A 16,756-nucleotide genomic window follows, 5' to 3' on the forward strand; every position below is an offset into this window, starting at 1 on the left:
TTTAAGAATCCGTATCTTCGAGTGCCCACACAGATTGTCTGATAAATTGTTAAAGAGCAGTGCAACGCGGCTTTCGCTCACCGTTGCGAGGTCCCGTATAATACGTTTTCCTCATTCAGAGTCAAGCGTTTATTTTCGCTTTTCTCCGCCGGCATTCCCGGAAGAATCCCTGCTGACCCGGCGGTTTGTAATCCGTTGTTCCGTGTCAGTGGAGGCGCATTATAGGGAGTTCTTTCGTGATGACAAGCATAAATTTAAAAAAACTTATCGTTAGCTTGTTTTTCAGGCAAAACCCGCTACACCCGTGACTTTTTGCTACTTATTTAAACAAAAACGGGCCTTGCAGCCCGTTTTTGTCATTTTTATGGGTTACTGAACCGCAGCTATTTTATCATCCTGCACGATCAGCTTAATCGTTTTGCCCGGAATTAACTCTCCGGAAAGGATTTGCTGCGCCAGCGGGTTTTCAATCTGCTGTTGAATAGCGCGTTTCAGTGGCCGTGCACCATATACCGGGTCATAACCGTTGTGGCTTAACAACTGCAGCGCCTCGTCAGAGATATGAACTTCATAACCGCGATCCTCCAGACGTTTATACAAACGTTGCAGCTGGATCTGGGCAATTGAGGCAATATGGCTCTCACCCAACGGATGGAATACGACTACCTCGTCAATACGGTTGATGAACTCCGGACGGAAATTATGGCTAACCACCTCCAGCACCATTTCTTTCATACTGCTGTAATCCAGATCGCCAAAACGCTCCTGAATCAGATCTGAACCGAGGTTAGATGTCATAATGACGACCGTATTACGGAAATCGACCGTTCTTCCCTGCCCGTCAGTCAACCGACCATCATCCAGTACCTGCAACAGAATGTTAAACACATCAGGATGCGCCTTTTCCACTTCATCCAGCAGAATGACAGAATAAGGACGACGGCGAACCGCTTCCGTCAGATAGCCCCCTTCTTCATAACCCACATATCCCGGAGGCGCACCGACCAGTCGCGACACCGAATGTTTCTCCATGAATTCAGACATGTCGATTCGCACCATGGCATCGTCACTGTCGAACATGAAGTTAGCCAGCGCTTTACACAACTCCGTTTTACCTACCCCGGTCGGACCGAGGAACAGAAAGGACCCGATAGGACGATTCGGATCGGAGAGTCCGGCACGGCTACGGCGGATCGCATTCGATACTGCCTCAACGGCTTCATTCTGACCGATGACGCGGCTGTGCAGTTCCTGCTCCATACGCAGCAGTTTATCCCGCTCACCTTCAAGCATTCTGGCAACCGGAATACCCGTCCAGCGCGCCAGCACTTCAGCAATTTCGGCGTCTGTTACTCTATTACGCAGCAGGCGCATTGTTTTGCCTTCGGACTGCGTGGCAGCAGCCAGCTGTTTTTCCAGCTCCGGGATTTTGCCATATTGCAATTCAGACATTCGTGCCAGATCGCCAACTCGCCGCGCCTGTTCAATAGCCAGCTTCGCCTGCTCCAGTTCAGCTTTAATCGTCTGGGTACCTGACAGAGACGCTTTTTCAGCTTTCCACTCTTCTTCCAGCCCGGAATACTGACGCTCTTTATCGTTTAATTCATCATTAAGCATATCCAGACGCTTCAGACTGGCATCGTCAGACTCTTTTTTCAGCGCCTGCTGTTCCAGCTTCAACTGGATAATACGACGTTCAAGCCGATCTAACTCTTCCGGTTTCGAGTCGATCTGCATACGAATGCTGGATGCCGCCTCGTCAATCAGGTCGATGGCTTTATCCGGCAGTTGACGATCCGCGATATAACGGTGCGATAACGTTGCGGCGGCGACAATGGCCGGATCGGTGATCTGCACGTGATGGTGCAGTTCATAACGTTCTTTCAGGCCGCGTAAAATAGCAATGGTGTCTTCTACTGATGGTTCGGCAACAAACACTTTCTGGAAACGACGCTCAAGCGCCGCATCTTTTTCAATATATTGACGATACTCGTCCAGCGTTGTCGCGCCCACGCAGTGCAACTCACCGCGCGCCAGCGCCGGTTTCAGCATATTACCGGCATCCATTGCGCCATCCGCTTTACCAGCCCCGACCATCGTATGCAGTTCGTCAATAAACAGGATGACGTTTCCTTCCTGTTTTGACAGATCGTTAAGCACGCCTTTCAGCCGCTCCTCGAACTCACCGCGATACTTGGCCCCTGCCACCAGCGCCCCCATATCCAGCGCCAGCACGCGGCGGCCTTTTAAGCCTTCCGGAACTTCGCCGTTGATAATCCGCTGCGCCAGTCCTTCGACAATCGCGGTTTTACCAACGCCAGGTTCACCAATCAATACCGGGTTATTTTTGGTACGCCGCTGCAGAACCTGAATAGTACGGCGGATTTCTTCATCGCGACCGATAACCGGGTCAAGCTTGCCCTGCTCGGCACGCTCGGTCAGATCGACGGTGTATTTTTTCAAAGCCTGACGCTGGTCTTCGGCTCCCTGATCGTTCACGCTCTCACCTCCGCGCATATTTTCAATCGCCTGAGTCACATTTGCTGTGGTTGCACCCGCCGACTTCAGTAAATCGGTCAGTGTGCCACGTGATTCAAGCGCCGCCAGAACGAATAATTCTGACGAGATAAAGTTGTCACCGCGTTTTTGCGCCAGCTTGTCGCAAAGATTGAGTACGCGCACCAGATCCTGTGACGGTTGCACATCGCCGCCGGTGCCTTCTACCTGTGGTAAACGGCTCAATGCCTGGTCGATGGCGGTACGAAGCTGGCCTGCATTAACGCCTGCGGAGGTGAGTAACGGACGCACCGATCCCCCTTCCTGATTCAGCAAGGCGCTCATTAAGTGCAGGGGTTCGATAAATTGATTGTCTTGTCCAAGCGCAAGAGATTGTGCATCGGCAAGGGCAAGCTGGAACTTGTTAGTAAGACGATCCAGACGCATGATTCCTCCCATAACAGATCAAATTTGCTACTGGAGATTAAATGAGGTCATCCCTCAATTATTCAAGGTTTAAGACCTGAGTATGTGAAAAAAAATACGCCTGGATCGTCTTTATTCTATACGTTATTTCAGCCAGACAAAACTCGCCATACGGCCCGTGGTTTTGTCACGTCGATAAGAAAAGAAATGTTGCTCTTCATGGAAGGTACAGCGATCGCCGCCGTATACGTTAGTTACTCCGGCGCGTGCCAGCCGCTGACGAGCAAGCAGATAAATATCAGCAAGGTATTTTTCGCCTGTCGGGCGGAAAGCGTGCGTTGCCTCTGCTGCCTTTGTCACAAATGCCTCACGTACCTCTTCACCGACTTCAAATGCATCCGGGCCGATAGCCGGTCCCAGCCACGCCAGAATGTTTTCCGGCTGGTCTGTAAAGCACGCAAGCGTTTCTTCAAGCACACCTTCACAAAGTCCGCGCCAGCCTGCATGGGCGGCCGCCACTTCGCTTCCCGCCCGATTACAAAATAAGACGGGCAAACAATCTGCCGTCATGACCGCACAAACCGTGCCTGGCGTCGCACTATACGAGGCATCGGCACGTTTTGAGAGATACGGTGCGCTATCAAGCTGCAAAACACCTTTACCATGAACTTGTTCAAGCCAGACTGGCCTGGACGGCAGACCGCCCGCAGCAAACAGACGCTTGCGGTTCTCCTCTACATGATCGAGGTTGTCCCCACAATGGGCCCCCAGATTCAGCGAATCATACGGCGGAAGACTTACACCGCCGATACGCGTAGAGCTACAGGCCGCCACACCTTCCGGCGCGGGCCACTGCGGAACGATCATATTAGTCATAACCAGACAACATCATCCTTATGCTCTTCAAAATCGGCGCGCATGGCGTCGATAAGATCGACCATATCCTGAGGGATAGGCGCATGCCACTCCATTTCAATACCGCTGATCGGGTGATACAGGCGCAGCATCGTCGCGTGCAGCGCCTGACGATCAAATTTGCGCAATGCGGCAATAAACTCTTCCGATGCACCTTTAGGCGGACGCGGACGGCCACCGTAGAGCTGATCGCCCACCAGAGGATGAGTGATGTGCGACATGTGCACGCGGATCTGGTGCGTACGCCCGGTTTCCAGACGCAGCCGCAGCCGCGTATGGATACGGAAATGCTCCATAATGCGATAATGCGTTACCGCCGGTTTACCCATTGGGTGAACGGACATGTGCGTACGTTTGGTCGGATGACGGCTGATCGGTTCATTGACTAACCCGCCTGCCGTCATATGACCAATAGCCACCGCCTCATATTCACGGGTGATTTCGCGCAGCTGGAGCGATTCCACCAGCCGGGTTTGCGCCGGAACGGTTTTCGCTACCACCATCAGACCAGTGGTGTCTTTATCCAGACGGTGAACAATACCTGCACGCGGAACGTCAGCGATAGGCGGATAGTAATGCAACAGCGCATTTAACACTGTTCCGTCAGGATTACCGGCCCCCGGATGGACGACAAAATCGCGCGGTTTGTTAATCACCAGAATGTCATCGTCTTCGTACACGATATCCAGCGGGATATTTTGCGGCTCAAAGCGCGCTTCTTCTTCAATTTCAGCATTGATGGCGACGTTTTCTCCACCAAATACTTTCTCTTTTGGCTTATCGCAAATTTTGCCGTTAACCTTGACCTGTTGGCTAAGAATCCACTCTTTTATTCGCGAGCGCGAATAATCAGGGAACAATTCGGCCAAAGCCTGATCTAAGCGTTGACCGAGTTGTGTTTCGGACACCGTTGCGGTGAGTTGTACTAGTTGTGCCATAGACAGCTTCTTCGTTTAACGTTGGGTTTTACGGCTTTGCCGTATAATATAGTGTGCTATTGTAGCTGGTCTTAATCGGGAGCAGGAACCGTTAATCTCCCGCATAAACATTCTGAGGAAGTCAAAACGTCATGATGCGCATGAAATATCTGGTGGCAGCTGCCACACTGAGCCTGGCTTTGGTGGGGTGCTCCGGCTCAAAGGAAGAGGTGCCCGATAATCCACCTGCGGAAATCTACGCGACTGCTCAGCAAAAACTGCAGGACGGTAACTGGAAACAGGCAATAACGCAACTGGAAGCACTGGATAATCGCTATCCATTCGGCCCTTATTCTCAGCAGGTACAGCTGGATCTAATCTACGCATACTATAAGAATGCCGATTTACCGCTGGCTCAGGCCTCTATCGATCGCTTCATGCGTCTGAATCCAACCCATCCTAACATTGATTATGTTATGTATATGCGTGGGTTAACCAATATGGCGCTGGATGACAGCGCATTGCAGGGCTTCTTCGGCGTCGATCGTAGCGATCGCGATCCGCAGCACGCTCGCGATTCGTTTAACGATTTCTCTAAACTGGTACGCGGTTATCCAAATAGCCAGTATGTTACCGATGCCACTAAGCGTCTGGTATTCCTGAAAGATCGCCTGTCCAAATATGAGTATTCGGTGGCGCAATACTATACCGAACGTGGCGCATGGGTCGCGGTCGTTAACCGCGTTGAGGGAATGCTGCGCGACTACCCGGATACCCAGGCCACTCGTGATGCGCTGCCGCTGATGGAAAATGCGTATCGTGAAATGCAAATGAACACTCAGGCCGACAAGGTCGCTAAAATTATCGCCGCCAACAGCAGCAACACCTGATTTTCGCGCTGAAATGCACAACGGCAGCCTGCGGGCTGCCGTTTTTTTACCGCATACTGACTTATTTTACGCGGATCATCCGATCAAATATGGCCGGGAATTCTCGCCACTTCAAGCAAAAAAGCACATCTTCATGTTCTGCCTCACAAAAAGCCTTTCTTGACAAAAAGTGACAAAAAAATGTGATTTTAATCACGCAAATTGCCATTGAGCGCGTTATGCTGAAATTACCAAGACGGAAAGACAAGAGGTAAAATTTATGACAATGAACATTACCAGCAAGCAAATGGAAATCACCCCGGCAATACGCCAACATGTCGCCGACCGTCTCGCCAAACTTGATAAATGGCAAACTCACCTGATAAACCCGCACATTATTCTGTCCAAAGAACCGCAGGGGTTTACGGCTGACGCGACAATCAATACGCCAAACGGCCACCTTGTCGCCAGTGCGAAACATGAAGATATGTACGCCGCCATCAACGAATTGATCAACAAGCTGGAAAGACAGCTCAATAAAGTACAGCACAAAGGCGAAGCGCGCCGGGCCGCCACGTCGGTGAAAGACGCCAACTTCGTTGAAGATGTCGAAGATGATGTTGAAGAAGTTGAAGAACAAGAGAAGTAACCCTTATATTGAGTGTATCGCCAACGCGCCTCCGGGCGCGTTTTTTGTTGACAGAGTTAAAACAGAGCGGGTACTTTACCTCTATCGACATCAGGACGTTATTATGAAAATTATCCCGTTTTTCTTCGCATTCTTTTTTACCTTCCCCTGAATGGGAGGCGTTCCGTCGTGTGATAAACAATGCGAAGACGAACAATAAGGCCTCCCACTCCGGGGGGCCTTTTTTATGGACATGAGACAGGCGATATTATGATTGAGGAAAACCCGTTACTGGCCCTGCGCGACAAAATTAGCGCGCTGGATGAACAACTGTTGGCATTGCTGGCCGAGCGTCGTGGACTGGCGGTAGAGGTTGGTAAGGCAAAACTGACTTCTCACCGTCCGGTGCGGGATATTGACCGCGAACGCGCCCTGCTGGAAAGATTAATTCAGCTCGGTAAAACGCATCATCTTGACGCCCACTATATCACCCGCCTGTTCCAGCTCATTATCGAAGACTCTGTCCTCACACAGCAGGCGCTACTTCAGCAGCACCTGAATAAAACCAATCCGCATTCTGCACGCGTTGCGTTTCTGGGTCCCAAGGGTTCTTATTCTCATCTGGCGGCACGCCAGTATGCGGCGCGTCATTTTGATCAGTTTATTGAAAGCGGCTGCGCGAAGTTCGCAGATATTTTTAATCAGGTTGAAACCGGTCAGGCTGATTATGCCGTTGTGCCTGTTGAGAATACCAGTTCGGGCTCCATCAACGATGTTTACGATCTGCTGCAACATACCTCGCTCTCGATTGTGGGTGAAATGACGGTAACTATCGATCACTGCCTGCTGGTGTCCGCCGCTACAGATGTCAGCCAAATTAAAACGGTTTATAGCCATCCGCAGCCGTTCCAGCAGTGTAGTCAGTTTATTAACCGCTATCCGCACTGGAAAATCGAATATACCGAAAGCACGTCTGCCGCAATGGAGAAAGTGGCCCAGATAGGCTCTGCGGACGTCGCCGCGCTGGGCAGCGAAGCCGGCGGCGCGCTGTACGGTTTGCAGGTGCTGGAGCGTATTCAGGCCAATCAGACGCAGAATTTTACCCGCTTTGTGGTGCTGGCACGTAAAGCGGTGGATGTCTCAGAGCAGGTACCCGCGAAAACCACACTGCTGATCGCGACGGGCCAACAGGCCGGTGCGCTGGTTGAAGCGTTACTGGTATTGCGTAATCACAATCTGATTATGACCAAGCTTGAATCGCGTCCGATTTACGGTAATCCGTGGGAAGAGATGTTTTATCTGGATATTCAGGCTAATGTACACTCACGGGCAATGCAGAAAGCGCTAAAAGAGCTGTCTGCAATCACCCGCTCCATGAAAGTGCTGGGCTGCTATCCCAGCGAAAACGTTGTGCCTGTCGATCCGATTTAACGTTCGATGAAAGGCAATTTCTTCACGCCTGCCACGCTGACCGGCAGGGTGAAGATTGCGCCGGACAACGGATATTGCGCGATTTCCTCAGCATCCATATTTTCCCGCGTGGTGGTGATAAACAATGTTTTCATCTGCGGCCCGCCGAAACAGACCATCGTTGGACAACGTACCGGCAGCCGGTACTCTTCCAGTTGTTCACCCTGCGGTGAAAAACGGGCAATACGCCAGCCGTCATACAGCGCGCTCCAGTAGCAGCCTTCTGTGTCGACAGCCGCACCGTCCGGACTGCCTTCGCCCTCAGCAAACTGACGGAAAATCTCACGCTGGCCCGGCTCTGCCCGCTCATCCAGCGGCGTACGGTAAATAACGTTATTTGGCGTATCAGAGCTGTACATCCACTTTTCATCTTCGCTAAAAGCAAGACCGTTAGAACCCTGAATATCACTCTGGATCACCTGCGGCGTGAGATCGTTGCCGACTCTCATCAACATCGCGCCATTATAATCGCCGGGTGACCAGAACGTACCGGCATAAAATCGTCCACGACGATCGGTGCCGCCGTCATTAAATCTTGCCAGCTGCGGATTGGACGGATTATCGCAGACTTTGTGCGTTAACAGACCGCGCGCATCTGCCAGCCAGATAGCATTGCGTAGCGCAACGATGAAGCCGCCCTTCTCTCTTAATGCGAAACAGCCGACTTCTTCGGGGAACTGAAGTACCCGATGCTCGCCGCTTTCAGGATGATAGCAATGAATTTCGCCTTCAATAATATCCGCCCAATAGAGCGCCTGCTCATCCTCGCTCCAGGTCGGACACTCAGGCAGGTGCCCGGTATAATCAAACAGTGTTTGCAGTACGGTCATGCCCTTCTCCCTTATAAAAAAAGCCAGCGGGTTTCCCCTCTGGCTTTTGAGTATATACAGGATTTTAAATTACTGACGGCTATCATTGGCCTGGCGCAGCAGACCGCGGCTTTCACTCTGAAAGCGCCGGGCATAATCGCCAAACCAGTGTTCAACTTTGCGGAAGCTGTCGATAAACGCCTGTTTGTCACCCTGCTCCAGTAATTTAATCGCATCACCAAACCGCTGATAGTAGCGCTTTATCAGGGCCAGATTATCCCCGGAGGCCATAATAATATCAGCATAAAGTTGCGGATCCTGAGCAAACAGCCGTCCCACCATCGCCAGTTCCAGACGATAAATCGGTGATGAGAGTGCCAGCAACTGCTCAAGCTGTACGTTCTCTTCGGCCAGATGTAGCCCATAGGCAAAAGTAGCAAAGTGACGCAGCGCCTGAATAAACGCCATGTTCTGATCGTGCTCGACCGCGCTAATACGATGCAGACGCGCTCCCCAGACCTGGATCTGCTCCAGAAACCACTGATACGCTTCTGGCTGACGGCCATCGCACCAGACCACCACCTGCTTGGCAAGACTGCCGCTGTCCGGACCGAACATCGGGTGCAGGCCAACTACCGGACCCGTATGTACGGCCAGCATAGCCTGTAATGGCCCATTTTTTACCGACGCCAGATCCACCAGAATACAGTCTTCAGATAGCGGCGGTAACTGACGGATAATCTGTTCAGTGGCGTGGATTGGCACACTGACGATAACCATTCCGGCATCGGCCACCATTTCAGCCGCGCGTGACCAGTCCTCTTTTTCAAGGATTTTGACCTGATAACCGGACAGCGTCAGCATTTTTTCAAATAACCGCCCCATCTGGCCGCCGCCGCCGACGATCACCACCGGGCGCAGCGTCGGACAGAGCGTTTTAAAACCTTTATCGTTTTCGCTGGAATACGATTCGCGCATCACCCGGCGTAATATATCTTCAATCAAATCAGGCGGTACGCCCAGCGCTTCCGCCTCTTCACGGCGAGAAGCCAGCATTGACGCCTCACGCTCGGGGACATAAATCGGCAGTCCAAACCGGCTTTTAACTTCGCCGACTTCGGCAACTAACGCCATACGGCGCGCCAGTAATCCCAGTAGCGCTTTATCTACTTCATCAATTTGATCGCGCAGCGCGGTCAACTCAGCAACCATAACCAACCTCTTATGCCAGACGCGTCGCCATATGGCCTTTTAAATCGCGATCGATTTCGCGCAACAGTGCCTCGGTAGTTTCCCAGCTGATGCAGGCATCAGTCACCGAAACGCCGTATTGCATTGCGCTGCGCGGTTGCTCAGAAGACTGGTTTCCTTCATGAATGTTACTTTCAATCATCAGGCCGATAATCGACCGGTTACCATCTTTAATTTGTGCAACGGCAGATTCTGCAACCGCAGGCTGGCGACGGTAATCTTTATTCGAATTCCCGTGGCTGCAATCTATCATCAGCGACGGTTTGAGTCCCGCCTGGGCCATCTCTTTTTCGCACTGTGCCACGTCTGCCGGACTGTAATTCGGCGCTTTACCGCCGCGCAGGATCACATGACCATCCGGGTTGCCCCTGGTTTGCAGAAGACAAACCTGACCGGCCTGGTTAATGCCCACAAAGCGGTGGGATTGTGCCGCCGCACGCATTGCATTGATCGCTGTTGCCAGGCTGCCATCGGTTCCGTTTTTAAACCCAACCGGCATCGATAACCCGGAGGCCATTTCGCGGTGAGTTTGCGATTCGGTGGTGCGCGCACCAATAGCAGACCAGCTAAACAGATCGCCCAGATACTGCGGACTGTTTGGATCTAATGCTTCAGTCGCCAGCGGTAGCCCCATGTTCACCAGATCTACCAGCAGCTGACGCGCAATTTTCAAACCGGCTTCAACATCAAACGAGCCATCCATATGCGGATCGTTAATCAATCCTTTCCAGCCAACGGTGGTACGGGGTTTTTCAAAATAGACGCGCATCACCAGGTAGAGGCTATCGCTGACCTCTGCGGCAAGTTGCTTAAATCGATGTGCATATTCCAGCGCCGTTTCCGGATCGTGGATAGAACAAGGACCACACACCACCAGCAAACGCGGATCGCGACCGGCAATAATGTCGGAGAGCGTTTTACGCGACTGCGCGATCTGCGCTTCTTGCGCAGCGCTGAGCGGGAATTCCGCTTTAAGCTGGTCTGGGGTGATTAAAATCTGTTCGTCGACAATATGTACGTTATTCAGCGCGTCTTTTTGCATGATGGCAATCCTGTCTGGCTCGTTTGCGATATAAGTATCCTCAACAGAGGAGAGCTCACCATACCATAAGAGGTAAAGAATTCAATACAAAATACGTACACATTACTTTACACAAACAAAATAAATGGGGCTAAAAGCTTACTAAATAGTAAATATTTATTTACAAGCAATGTAGCTAACCCGAGAAATCGAGATTAGCTACATCCTCCGGACGTTACATAACCTGCTGAATGCCGCGTGAACGGCGCATTTTCCAGCGTAAACAGTCAACCAGCAGAAAAATCACCAGGCTAACGCCCATTACCGGCATCGCAATACCCAGCACCAGTGCGCAGAGCGTGCACCCTATTTGCCCTGAGGGGGATAACTGCGCCATGCTTTGCAACAGCGAATTTAGCGGATTCTGCATACCCGCCACCGGACGCCGGAGCCACCATAGCCGGTAGCCCATTACAATGCTGACACAAAGCGCTGCGCCGAATGCAATCAGCAGCAGTTGGTTTGCAAGGCCAAACAGAACGCCCATATGGAAATCTACTCCCCATCGGGTCAGTTTAGCCATCAGCGGAAAGGCGGCAAAATAGGTATGGTCGATGATATTCATATTTTTCACATCCACTGCCACCGCATCCACCTGAGTCGGCCAGCGGCGATCGATCTCCGTAACGGTCCACGCACGATCGGCGCTGCGGGCCGGGCGGATCTCAACGTAGCGCGCGTCAATCCCCGCCGACTGCGCAATATGCAGCACAGTATCGAAGTCCGTTAACTCAGACTTAGTTTCCATCCCGGACATGTCGCCGTGATGCGCATGATGCTCTGCATGGGGATCGTGAACATCGGCCTCCCCCTTAAGTTGGGTATTGACCTGTGGGGTAAGCCAGTTAAATGCCGTACGCATTTTATCGACGTTTCCGCCCGCCCACTGCGACCAGGTGAGCCCGGTGGCGGAAAACAGCAGCATACCTGCCAGCAATAGCCAGCCGAGCGTAACATGTAACCGGCGTGTGTTCTGAACACAGTTATTTATGCGCCGCTTAGGACGGGTGAAAAACCACAGTACAATGCCACCCAGCGCGGCAATCCACATCCACGAGGCGGCCAGTTCGCTGTAATTTCTGCCGACATCGCCCAGCAGTAGCGAGCGATGTGCATAGTCGATCCACTGACGCAGCGGTAAAATGCCGCTGGTGCCGTAAACGGTCATATCACCTTTTACTGCAAGCGTAACCGGATCGATAAAGATTGCGCGGCTTTCCGAAGCGCCGAGCGTCGGGTCAGTGTACATTACCCGGGTTGTCTCACCAGATGCCAGCCCGGGCCGTACTGCCAGAAGTGACAACTGTCCCCCTGTAACCTGTTCGGCTACCGCGATTTGCTGCGCCAGCGGCTGTTGCTCTCCTTCGACACTCCCGTGTAAGGCATCGGCGTAGAGCCATGCTTCAAGCTGTGGCGTTGCCACGTAAAGCGTACCGGTTAAGGCCGCCACGAAAATAAACGGGCCGACAAACAGGCCAATATAGAAATGAAGACGGCGCAGTAATGTTATCCATGCCGCGCGTGGAGTGCAGGTTGTCATACTTTTCCTCAGATAAGGTCAAACGGCGTTATACGCAGATGCGCATAATCGTTATGTCAGAATGGGGATAAAGCAGACTCGCCGGGCGGCGCGCGGGTATCGGGATATAACCAAGGGAAGAAGTGCCAGTACGTTATGACGGGACGCGGCGGGCGATTTTTCTGGCGCAGCAGCACGGCGTACAGCACCATCACCAGCGCCAGCAGCAGTCCCGGAACGTGAACCAGCAGGACACAATAGCCGCAGGCTTCACCGTGATCGACAGGCATCGTCACTGGCGCAGGATCGTGTTCCCCATGTCCGGCCATCATACTCATGTCATGATGCATCCCGGGCATGGCGCTCATGGGATCTTTTTGCAACGCGACAGAAATCAGCGGGGCCACAATAATCAACAGGATCGCAAACAGCGCGAACCCTGCCGCTGTGCGTAACTTACCTGATTGACGTCGTGCGTTATGGACCACTTCCCCTCCTGCTGCGAGCGGACAGTGTAAATGATTTATGACTAATCAGTTAACGCAATGCGTTTTTTTACGCATAAAAAAAGGGCCAGCCCGCAGGCCAGCCCTCTTATACGGATGTCGCAAAAGCGATATCTTAGTTAAGACGCTCTTTGATACGAGCAGACTTACCAGTACGCTCACGCAGGTAGTACAGTTTAGCTTTACGTACAGCACCACGACGTTTAACAGCAATGCTGTCAACTACCGGAGAGTGAGTCTGGAAAACACGCTCAACGCCTTCGCCGTTGGAAATTTTGCGAACAGTGAATGCAGAATGCAGACCGCGGTTACGAATAGCAATAACCACGCCCTCAAATGCCTGCAGACGTTTTTTGGAACCTTCAACAACCCATACTTTCACTTCTACGGTGTCACCCGGACGGAAGGAAGGTACGTCCTGCTTCATCTGCTCTTGTTCGATTTGCTTAATAATGTTGCTCATAATTTAATCTCTTATCCTGGGTAAACTGATATTCGGGGGCTTACGCCATCCCATCATGTTTATGTTGCTCATGTGCGTGTTCTTTTTTGAACTCCGCCAGCAACCTTGCTTGCTCTTCAGTCAGAGCCAGGTTTTCCAGAAGTTCAGGTCTTCTAAGCCAGGTGCGGCCCAGCGACTGCTTCAGACGCCAGCGACGTATCTCAGCATGGTTTCCCGACAGCAATACCGGCGGTACTTCCATCCCTTCTAACACTTCAGGACGGGTATAGTGCGGGCAGTCCAGCAATCCGTCAGCAAAGGAATCTTCCGTTGCTGAGGCTTCATGGCCCAGAACCCCCGGGATAAACCGGGAAACCGAGTCAATCAGCGTCATTGCCGGTAACTCACCACCGCTGAGTACGTAATCGCCGATAGACCATTCTTCGTCAATTTCGGTTTGGATCACGCGCTCGTCTACGCCTTCGTAGCGACCACACACCAGAATCAGTTTCTGATTCGTTGCCAGTTCGCTGACGCCCGCTTGATCAAGCTTGCGTCCCTGAGGTGACAGATAAATCACCTTAGCGCCTTCCCCTGCCGCTTCTTTTGCTGCATGAATGGCGTCCCGTAAAGGTTGCACCATCATTAACATCCCCGGTCCGCCGCCGTAAGGACGTTCGTCCACGGTACGGTGCCGGTCATGAGCGAAGTCGCGAGGACTCCAGCTCTGGATGTTCAGCAGGCCATTTTTTACAGCCCGGCCAGTTACCCCGTATTCGGTAATTGCACGAAACATTTCTGGAAACAGGCTCACAATACCTATAAACACCAGCCTATCCCCATTACGCCGTCATTTACCGTTTATCCGGTGGTTTAAAAACCAGGATCCCAATCTACTTCGATAGTCCGAGTAGCGAGATCGACTTTCTTGATAACCTGTCCATCGAGGAACGGTACAAGACGTTCCTTGATACCAAACGCATCTTTCAGGTTTGCCTTAATGACGATAACGTCATTGGAGCCGGTTTCCATCATATCGATGACTTTGCCCAGCTCGTAGCCTTCGGTGGTGACTACCTGGCAACCCATAAGGTCTTTCCAGTAGTAGCTACCGTCTTCCAGCGCGGGCAACTGCGAAGAATCTACGACAATTTCACAATTAGTCAGTACATTCGCGGCATCACGATCGTCAATGCCATGCAGCTTGATGATCAAATCCTGATTGTGGTGCTTCCAGCTTTCCAGCTGTACTGGCTGCCACTGACCCGCCTTCTGGATAAACCAGGGCTGATAGTCAAAAATGCTTTCGGCGTCTTCAGTGGAAGAAAACACTCTGAGCCAACCACGGATTCCGTAGGGAGAACCCATTTTTCCCAGTACAACCGGTTCAACGGGAACTTGTGCGGCGAGTTGCTTGCTCATCATGACCACCGTGACAGATTAAGCTGCTTTTTTTGCTTCTTTGATCAGCGCGGCAACGCGATCGGAAAGGGTCGCGCCCTGGCCAACCCAGTGAGCGATGCGATCCAGATCCAGGCGAGTGCCTTCTTCTTTTTCGCTAGCGATCGGGTTGAAGAAGCCAACGCGCTCAATGAAGCGGCCGTTACGTGCATTACGGCTGTCGGTGACAACAACCTGATAGAACGGACGCTTTTTTGCGCCGTGACGAGCTAAACGAATAGTTACCATAACATCCTCTTGTGTGAATAAAACACCGGGCCCCCTCGAGGGAAGGGTCCCGGTGTCATATTAAAAGCCCGAAAATTTTACTGATTTCTGGGGAAATTGCAATCAGCATCTTGCTGCTGAGCACGAAACAAGAGACAGAAGGTGTATATCGGTGCAGCCAGTTTAGTTCTGGCGTGCGCGCAATACGTGAGCATTAACTCACTCTGCTCGCCCTTCGGCCCCCCTCAAGGGCGTGCAAAACACGTTCATGTTTTGTCGAGCACACCCCGGGGATTAAGTGGCAAACAAGATAGCCTTATGCCCTGATTTTAGCGGCCTGGAAAACCGGGCGGCATCATCCCTTTCATGCCACGCATCATCTTAGCCATGCCGCCTTTCTTCATTTTCTTCATCATGCGCTGCATGTCGTCGAACTGCTTCAGAAGACGGTTTACATCCTGCACCTGCATCCCACAACCCTGCGCGATACGACGCTTACGGGAACCTTTAATGATTTCCGGCTTCGCACGCTCTTTCAGCGTCATGGAGTTAATGATGGCTTCCATCCGCACCAGGACTTTATCGTCCATCTGCGATTTAACGTTATCCGGGATCTGCCCCATGCCCGGCAGCTTGCCCATCAGGCTCGCCATACCGCCCATGTTCTTCATCTGCTTAAGCTGCTCAAGGAAGTCGTTCAGGTCGAAACCGTCGCCCTTCTTCAGCTTGCTGGCTAATTTCTCGGCCTGCGCGCGGTCAACTTTCGTTTCGATATCTTCGATAAGCGACAGCACATCACCCATGCCGAGGATACGAGACGCAATACGGTCCGGGTGGAACGGCTCCAGCGCTTCGGTTTTCTCACCGACGCCAAGGAACTTGATCGGCTTACCGGTAATGTGACGAATAGAAAGTGCCGCACCGCCGCGGGCATCACCGTCAACTTTGGTCAGTACCACACCGGTTAACGGCAGCGCTTCGTTAAACGCTTTAGCCGTATTGGCCGCATCCTGACCGGTCATGGCATCTACGACAAATAGCGTTTCTACCGGGTTGATTGATGCATGGACCTGTTTGATCTCGTCCATCATCGCTTCGTCAACGTGCAGACGACCGGCGGTATCCACCAGCAGCACGTCGTAGAACTGGAGCTTCGCTTCTTTTAACGCGGCATTAACGATATCGACCGGTTTCTGCCCGACGTCAGACGGGAAGAAATCCACGCCAACCTGTTCGGCCAGGGTTTCAAGCTGTTTTATCGCCGCAGGGCGATAAACGTCAGCCGAAACCACCAGCACTTTTTTCTTGTGCTTTTCGCGTAAAAACTTACCCAGCTTGCCGACGCTTGTGGTTTTACCGGCACCTTGCAGGCCCGCCATCAGCACTACGGCTGGCGGCTGCGCAGCCAGATTCAGCACCTGGTTTTCTTCGCCCATCGCCGCAACCAGCTCGTTGCGCACGATTTTGACGAATTCCTGACCCGGCGTCAGGCTCTTATTCACTTCATGACCAACCGCTTTTTCTTTTACGCGGTTGATGAATTCACGCACTACCGGCAGCGCAACGTCAGCCTCCAGCAGCGCCATACGCACTTCACGCAGCGTCTCTTTAACGTTTTCTTCAGTAAGGCGTCCACGGCCACTGATATTGCGCAGCGTGCGCGACAAACGATCGGTTAAATTATCAAACATTGTCTCTCGCCTGAGGTGGAAACGGTCGGTCGCTTACGCGACGCGTCTACAGAATTTTGCCGGAGTAT

Annotated in this window: 17 protein-coding genes and 1 other annotated feature; of the genes, 4 read left to right on the forward strand and 13 right to left on the reverse strand. The window is 52.1% G+C overall.

Going from position 1 to position 16,756, the window contains the following annotated elements; all coding sequences use genetic code 11:
* Positions 1 to 369: 369 nt before the first annotated feature.
* The 3 genes from clpB to rluD form a co-directional block, all read right to left on the reverse strand.
* The gene (clpB, locus tag AC791_RS18935) at positions 370 to 2,943 is read right to left on the reverse strand and encodes an ATP-dependent chaperone ClpB (RefSeq protein ID WP_049842046.1); all 2,574 of its coding nucleotides are present in this window, start codon (positions 2,941 to 2,943) and stop codon (positions 370 to 372) included.
* Between the two features lie 123 nt (positions 2,944 to 3,066).
* Positions 3,067 to 3,798, reverse strand: coding sequence for a purine nucleoside phosphorylase YfiH (gene yfiH, locus AC791_RS18940; protein WP_049842047.1), 732 nt, complete (start codon positions 3,796 to 3,798; stop codon positions 3,067 to 3,069).
* The gene (gene rluD, locus AC791_RS18945; RefSeq protein WP_049842048.1) at positions 3,795 to 4,775 is read right to left on the reverse strand and encodes a 23S rRNA pseudouridine(1911/1915/1917) synthase RluD; all 981 of its coding nucleotides are present in this window, start codon (positions 4,773 to 4,775) and stop codon (positions 3,795 to 3,797) included. The genes yfiH and rluD overlap by 4 nt, the downstream gene beginning before the upstream one ends.
* Before the next feature lie 131 nt (positions 4,776 to 4,906).
* Here rluD and bamD point away from each other — a divergent pair, with 131 nt between their 5' ends.
* The 4 genes from bamD to pheA all read left to right on the forward strand — a co-directional run bounded on the left by bamD (position 4,907) and on the right by pheA (position 7,682).
* The gene (gene bamD, locus AC791_RS18950; protein WP_049842049.1) at positions 4,907 to 5,644 is read left to right on the forward strand and encodes an outer membrane protein assembly factor BamD; all 738 of its coding nucleotides are present in this window, start codon (positions 4,907 to 4,909) and stop codon (positions 5,642 to 5,644) included.
* Positions 5,645 to 5,903: 259 nt separating this feature from the next.
* On the forward strand, positions 5,904 to 6,272 hold the full coding sequence (gene raiA, locus AC791_RS18955; protein ID WP_049842050.1) for a ribosome-associated translation inhibitor RaiA: 369 nt from the start codon (positions 5,904 to 5,906) through the stop codon (positions 6,270 to 6,272).
* A 102-nt stretch (positions 6,273 to 6,374) separates the two neighbouring features.
* Positions 6,375 to 6,500, forward strand: a sequence feature (Phe leader region).
* Positions 6,376 to 6,423, forward strand: a complete 48-nt coding sequence (gene pheL / locus AC791_RS20645; RefSeq protein ID WP_103678196.1) for a pheA operon leader peptide PheL — start codon at positions 6,376 to 6,378, stop codon at positions 6,421 to 6,423. (Overlaps the previous feature by 48 nt.)
* Before the next feature lie 21 nt (positions 6,501 to 6,521).
* Positions 6,522 to 7,682 (forward strand): bifunctional chorismate mutase/prephenate dehydratase, encoded by a 1,161-nt coding sequence (pheA, locus tag AC791_RS18960; protein ID WP_049842051.1) that lies wholly within the window; start codon positions 6,522 to 6,524, stop codon positions 7,680 to 7,682.
* Here pheA and AC791_RS18965 read toward each other — a convergent pair.
* The 10 genes from AC791_RS18965 to ffh form a co-directional block, all read right to left on the reverse strand.
* Positions 7,679 to 8,551 carry an SMP-30/gluconolactonase/LRE family protein gene (locus AC791_RS18965; protein WP_049842052.1) on the reverse strand — a complete coding sequence of 291 codons (873 nt, stop codon included), beginning with the start codon at positions 8,549 to 8,551 and terminating at the stop codon, positions 7,679 to 7,681. The genes pheA and AC791_RS18965 overlap by 4 nt on opposite strands.
* A 69-nt stretch (positions 8,552 to 8,620) precedes the next feature.
* A complete protein-coding gene (gene tyrA / locus AC791_RS18970) occupies positions 8,621 to 9,742 on the reverse strand; it encodes a bifunctional chorismate mutase/prephenate dehydrogenase (protein WP_049842053.1) in 1,122 nt (373 codons plus the stop codon).
* Positions 9,743 to 9,752: 10 nt separating this feature from the next.
* On the reverse strand, positions 9,753 to 10,823 hold the full coding sequence (gene aroF, locus AC791_RS18975; RefSeq protein ID WP_049842054.1) for a 3-deoxy-7-phosphoheptulonate synthase AroF: 1,071 nt from the start codon (positions 10,821 to 10,823) through the stop codon (positions 9,753 to 9,755).
* Between the two features lie 214 nt (positions 10,824 to 11,037).
* Positions 11,038 to 12,402 (reverse strand): PepSY-associated TM helix domain-containing protein, encoded by a 1,365-nt coding sequence (locus AC791_RS18980; RefSeq protein ID WP_049842055.1) that lies wholly within the window; start codon positions 12,400 to 12,402, stop codon positions 11,038 to 11,040.
* A gap of 56 nt (positions 12,403 to 12,458) precedes the next feature.
* Positions 12,459 to 12,869 (reverse strand): DUF2946 domain-containing protein, encoded by a 411-nt coding sequence (locus AC791_RS18985; protein WP_049842056.1) that lies wholly within the window; start codon positions 12,867 to 12,869, stop codon positions 12,459 to 12,461.
* 133 nt (positions 12,870 to 13,002) lie between these two features.
* Positions 13,003 to 13,350, reverse strand: coding sequence for a 50S ribosomal protein L19 (gene rplS, locus AC791_RS18990; RefSeq protein ID WP_006178051.1), 348 nt, complete (start codon positions 13,348 to 13,350; stop codon positions 13,003 to 13,005).
* A gap of 40 nt (positions 13,351 to 13,390) precedes the next feature.
* The gene (gene trmD, locus AC791_RS18995) at positions 13,391 to 14,158 is read right to left on the reverse strand and encodes a tRNA (guanosine(37)-N1)-methyltransferase TrmD (RefSeq protein WP_049842057.1); all 768 of its coding nucleotides are present in this window, start codon (positions 14,156 to 14,158) and stop codon (positions 13,391 to 13,393) included.
* 44 nt (positions 14,159 to 14,202) lie between these two features.
* Positions 14,203 to 14,751 (reverse strand): ribosome maturation factor RimM, encoded by a 549-nt coding sequence (gene rimM / locus AC791_RS19000; RefSeq protein WP_049842058.1) that lies wholly within the window; start codon positions 14,749 to 14,751, stop codon positions 14,203 to 14,205.
* 18 nt (positions 14,752 to 14,769) lie between these two features.
* The gene (gene rpsP / locus AC791_RS19005; protein WP_049842059.1) at positions 14,770 to 15,018 is read right to left on the reverse strand and encodes a 30S ribosomal protein S16; all 249 of its coding nucleotides are present in this window, start codon (positions 15,016 to 15,018) and stop codon (positions 14,770 to 14,772) included.
* A 308-nt stretch (positions 15,019 to 15,326) separates the two neighbouring features.
* The gene (gene ffh, locus AC791_RS19010) at positions 15,327 to 16,688 is read right to left on the reverse strand and encodes a signal recognition particle protein (protein WP_049842060.1); all 1,362 of its coding nucleotides are present in this window, start codon (positions 16,686 to 16,688) and stop codon (positions 15,327 to 15,329) included.
* Between the last annotated feature and the right edge of the window lie 68 nt (positions 16,689 to 16,756).

Origin of the sequence: Klebsiella sp. RIT-PI-d (genome assembly GCF_001187865.1) — a bacterium.
In the GTDB taxonomy this organism is placed as follows: domain Bacteria; phylum Pseudomonadota; class Gammaproteobacteria; order Enterobacterales; family Enterobacteriaceae; genus Superficieibacter.

Coding starts and splice junctions, on each gene's coding strand:
- AC791_RS18965 (WP_049842052.1), bottom strand. CDS start 8,551: ATGACCGTACTGCAAACACTGTTTGATTATACCGGGCACCTGCCTGAG.
- tyrA (WP_049842053.1), bottom strand. CDS start 9,742: ATGGTTGCTGAGTTGACCGCGCTGCGCGATCAAATTGATGAAGTAGAT.
- rplS (WP_006178051.1), bottom strand. CDS start 13,350: ATGAGCAACATTATTAAGCAAATCGAACAAGAGCAGATGAAGCAGGAC.
- aroF (WP_049842054.1), bottom strand. CDS start 10,823: ATGCAAAAAGACGCGCTGAATAACGTACATATTGTCGACGAACAGATT.
- clpB (WP_049842046.1), bottom strand. CDS start 2,943: ATGCGTCTGGATCGTCTTACTAACAAGTTCCAGCTTGCCCTTGCCGAT.
- pheA (WP_049842051.1), top strand. CDS start 6,522: ATGATTGAGGAAAACCCGTTACTGGCCCTGCGCGACAAAATTAGCGCG.
- rpsP (WP_049842059.1), bottom strand. CDS start 15,018: ATGGTAACTATTCGTTTAGCTCGTCACGGCGCAAAAAAGCGTCCGTTC.
- bamD (WP_049842049.1), top strand. CDS start 4,907: ATGATGCGCATGAAATATCTGGTGGCAGCTGCCACACTGAGCCTGGCT.
- rimM (WP_049842058.1), bottom strand. CDS start 14,751: ATGAGCAAGCAACTCGCCGCACAAGTTCCCGTTGAACCGGTTGTACTG.
- yfiH (WP_049842047.1), bottom strand. CDS start 3,798: ATGACTAATATGATCGTTCCGCAGTGGCCCGCGCCGGAAGGTGTGGCG.
- AC791_RS18980 (WP_049842055.1), bottom strand. CDS start 12,402: ATGACAACCTGCACTCCACGCGCGGCATGGATAACATTACTGCGCCGT.
- rluD (WP_049842048.1), bottom strand. CDS start 4,775: ATGGCACAACTAGTACAACTCACCGCAACGGTGTCCGAAACACAACTC.
- raiA (WP_049842050.1), top strand. CDS start 5,904: ATGACAATGAACATTACCAGCAAGCAAATGGAAATCACCCCGGCAATA.
- ffh (WP_049842060.1), bottom strand. CDS start 16,688: ATGTTTGATAATTTAACCGATCGTTTGTCGCGCACGCTGCGCAATATC.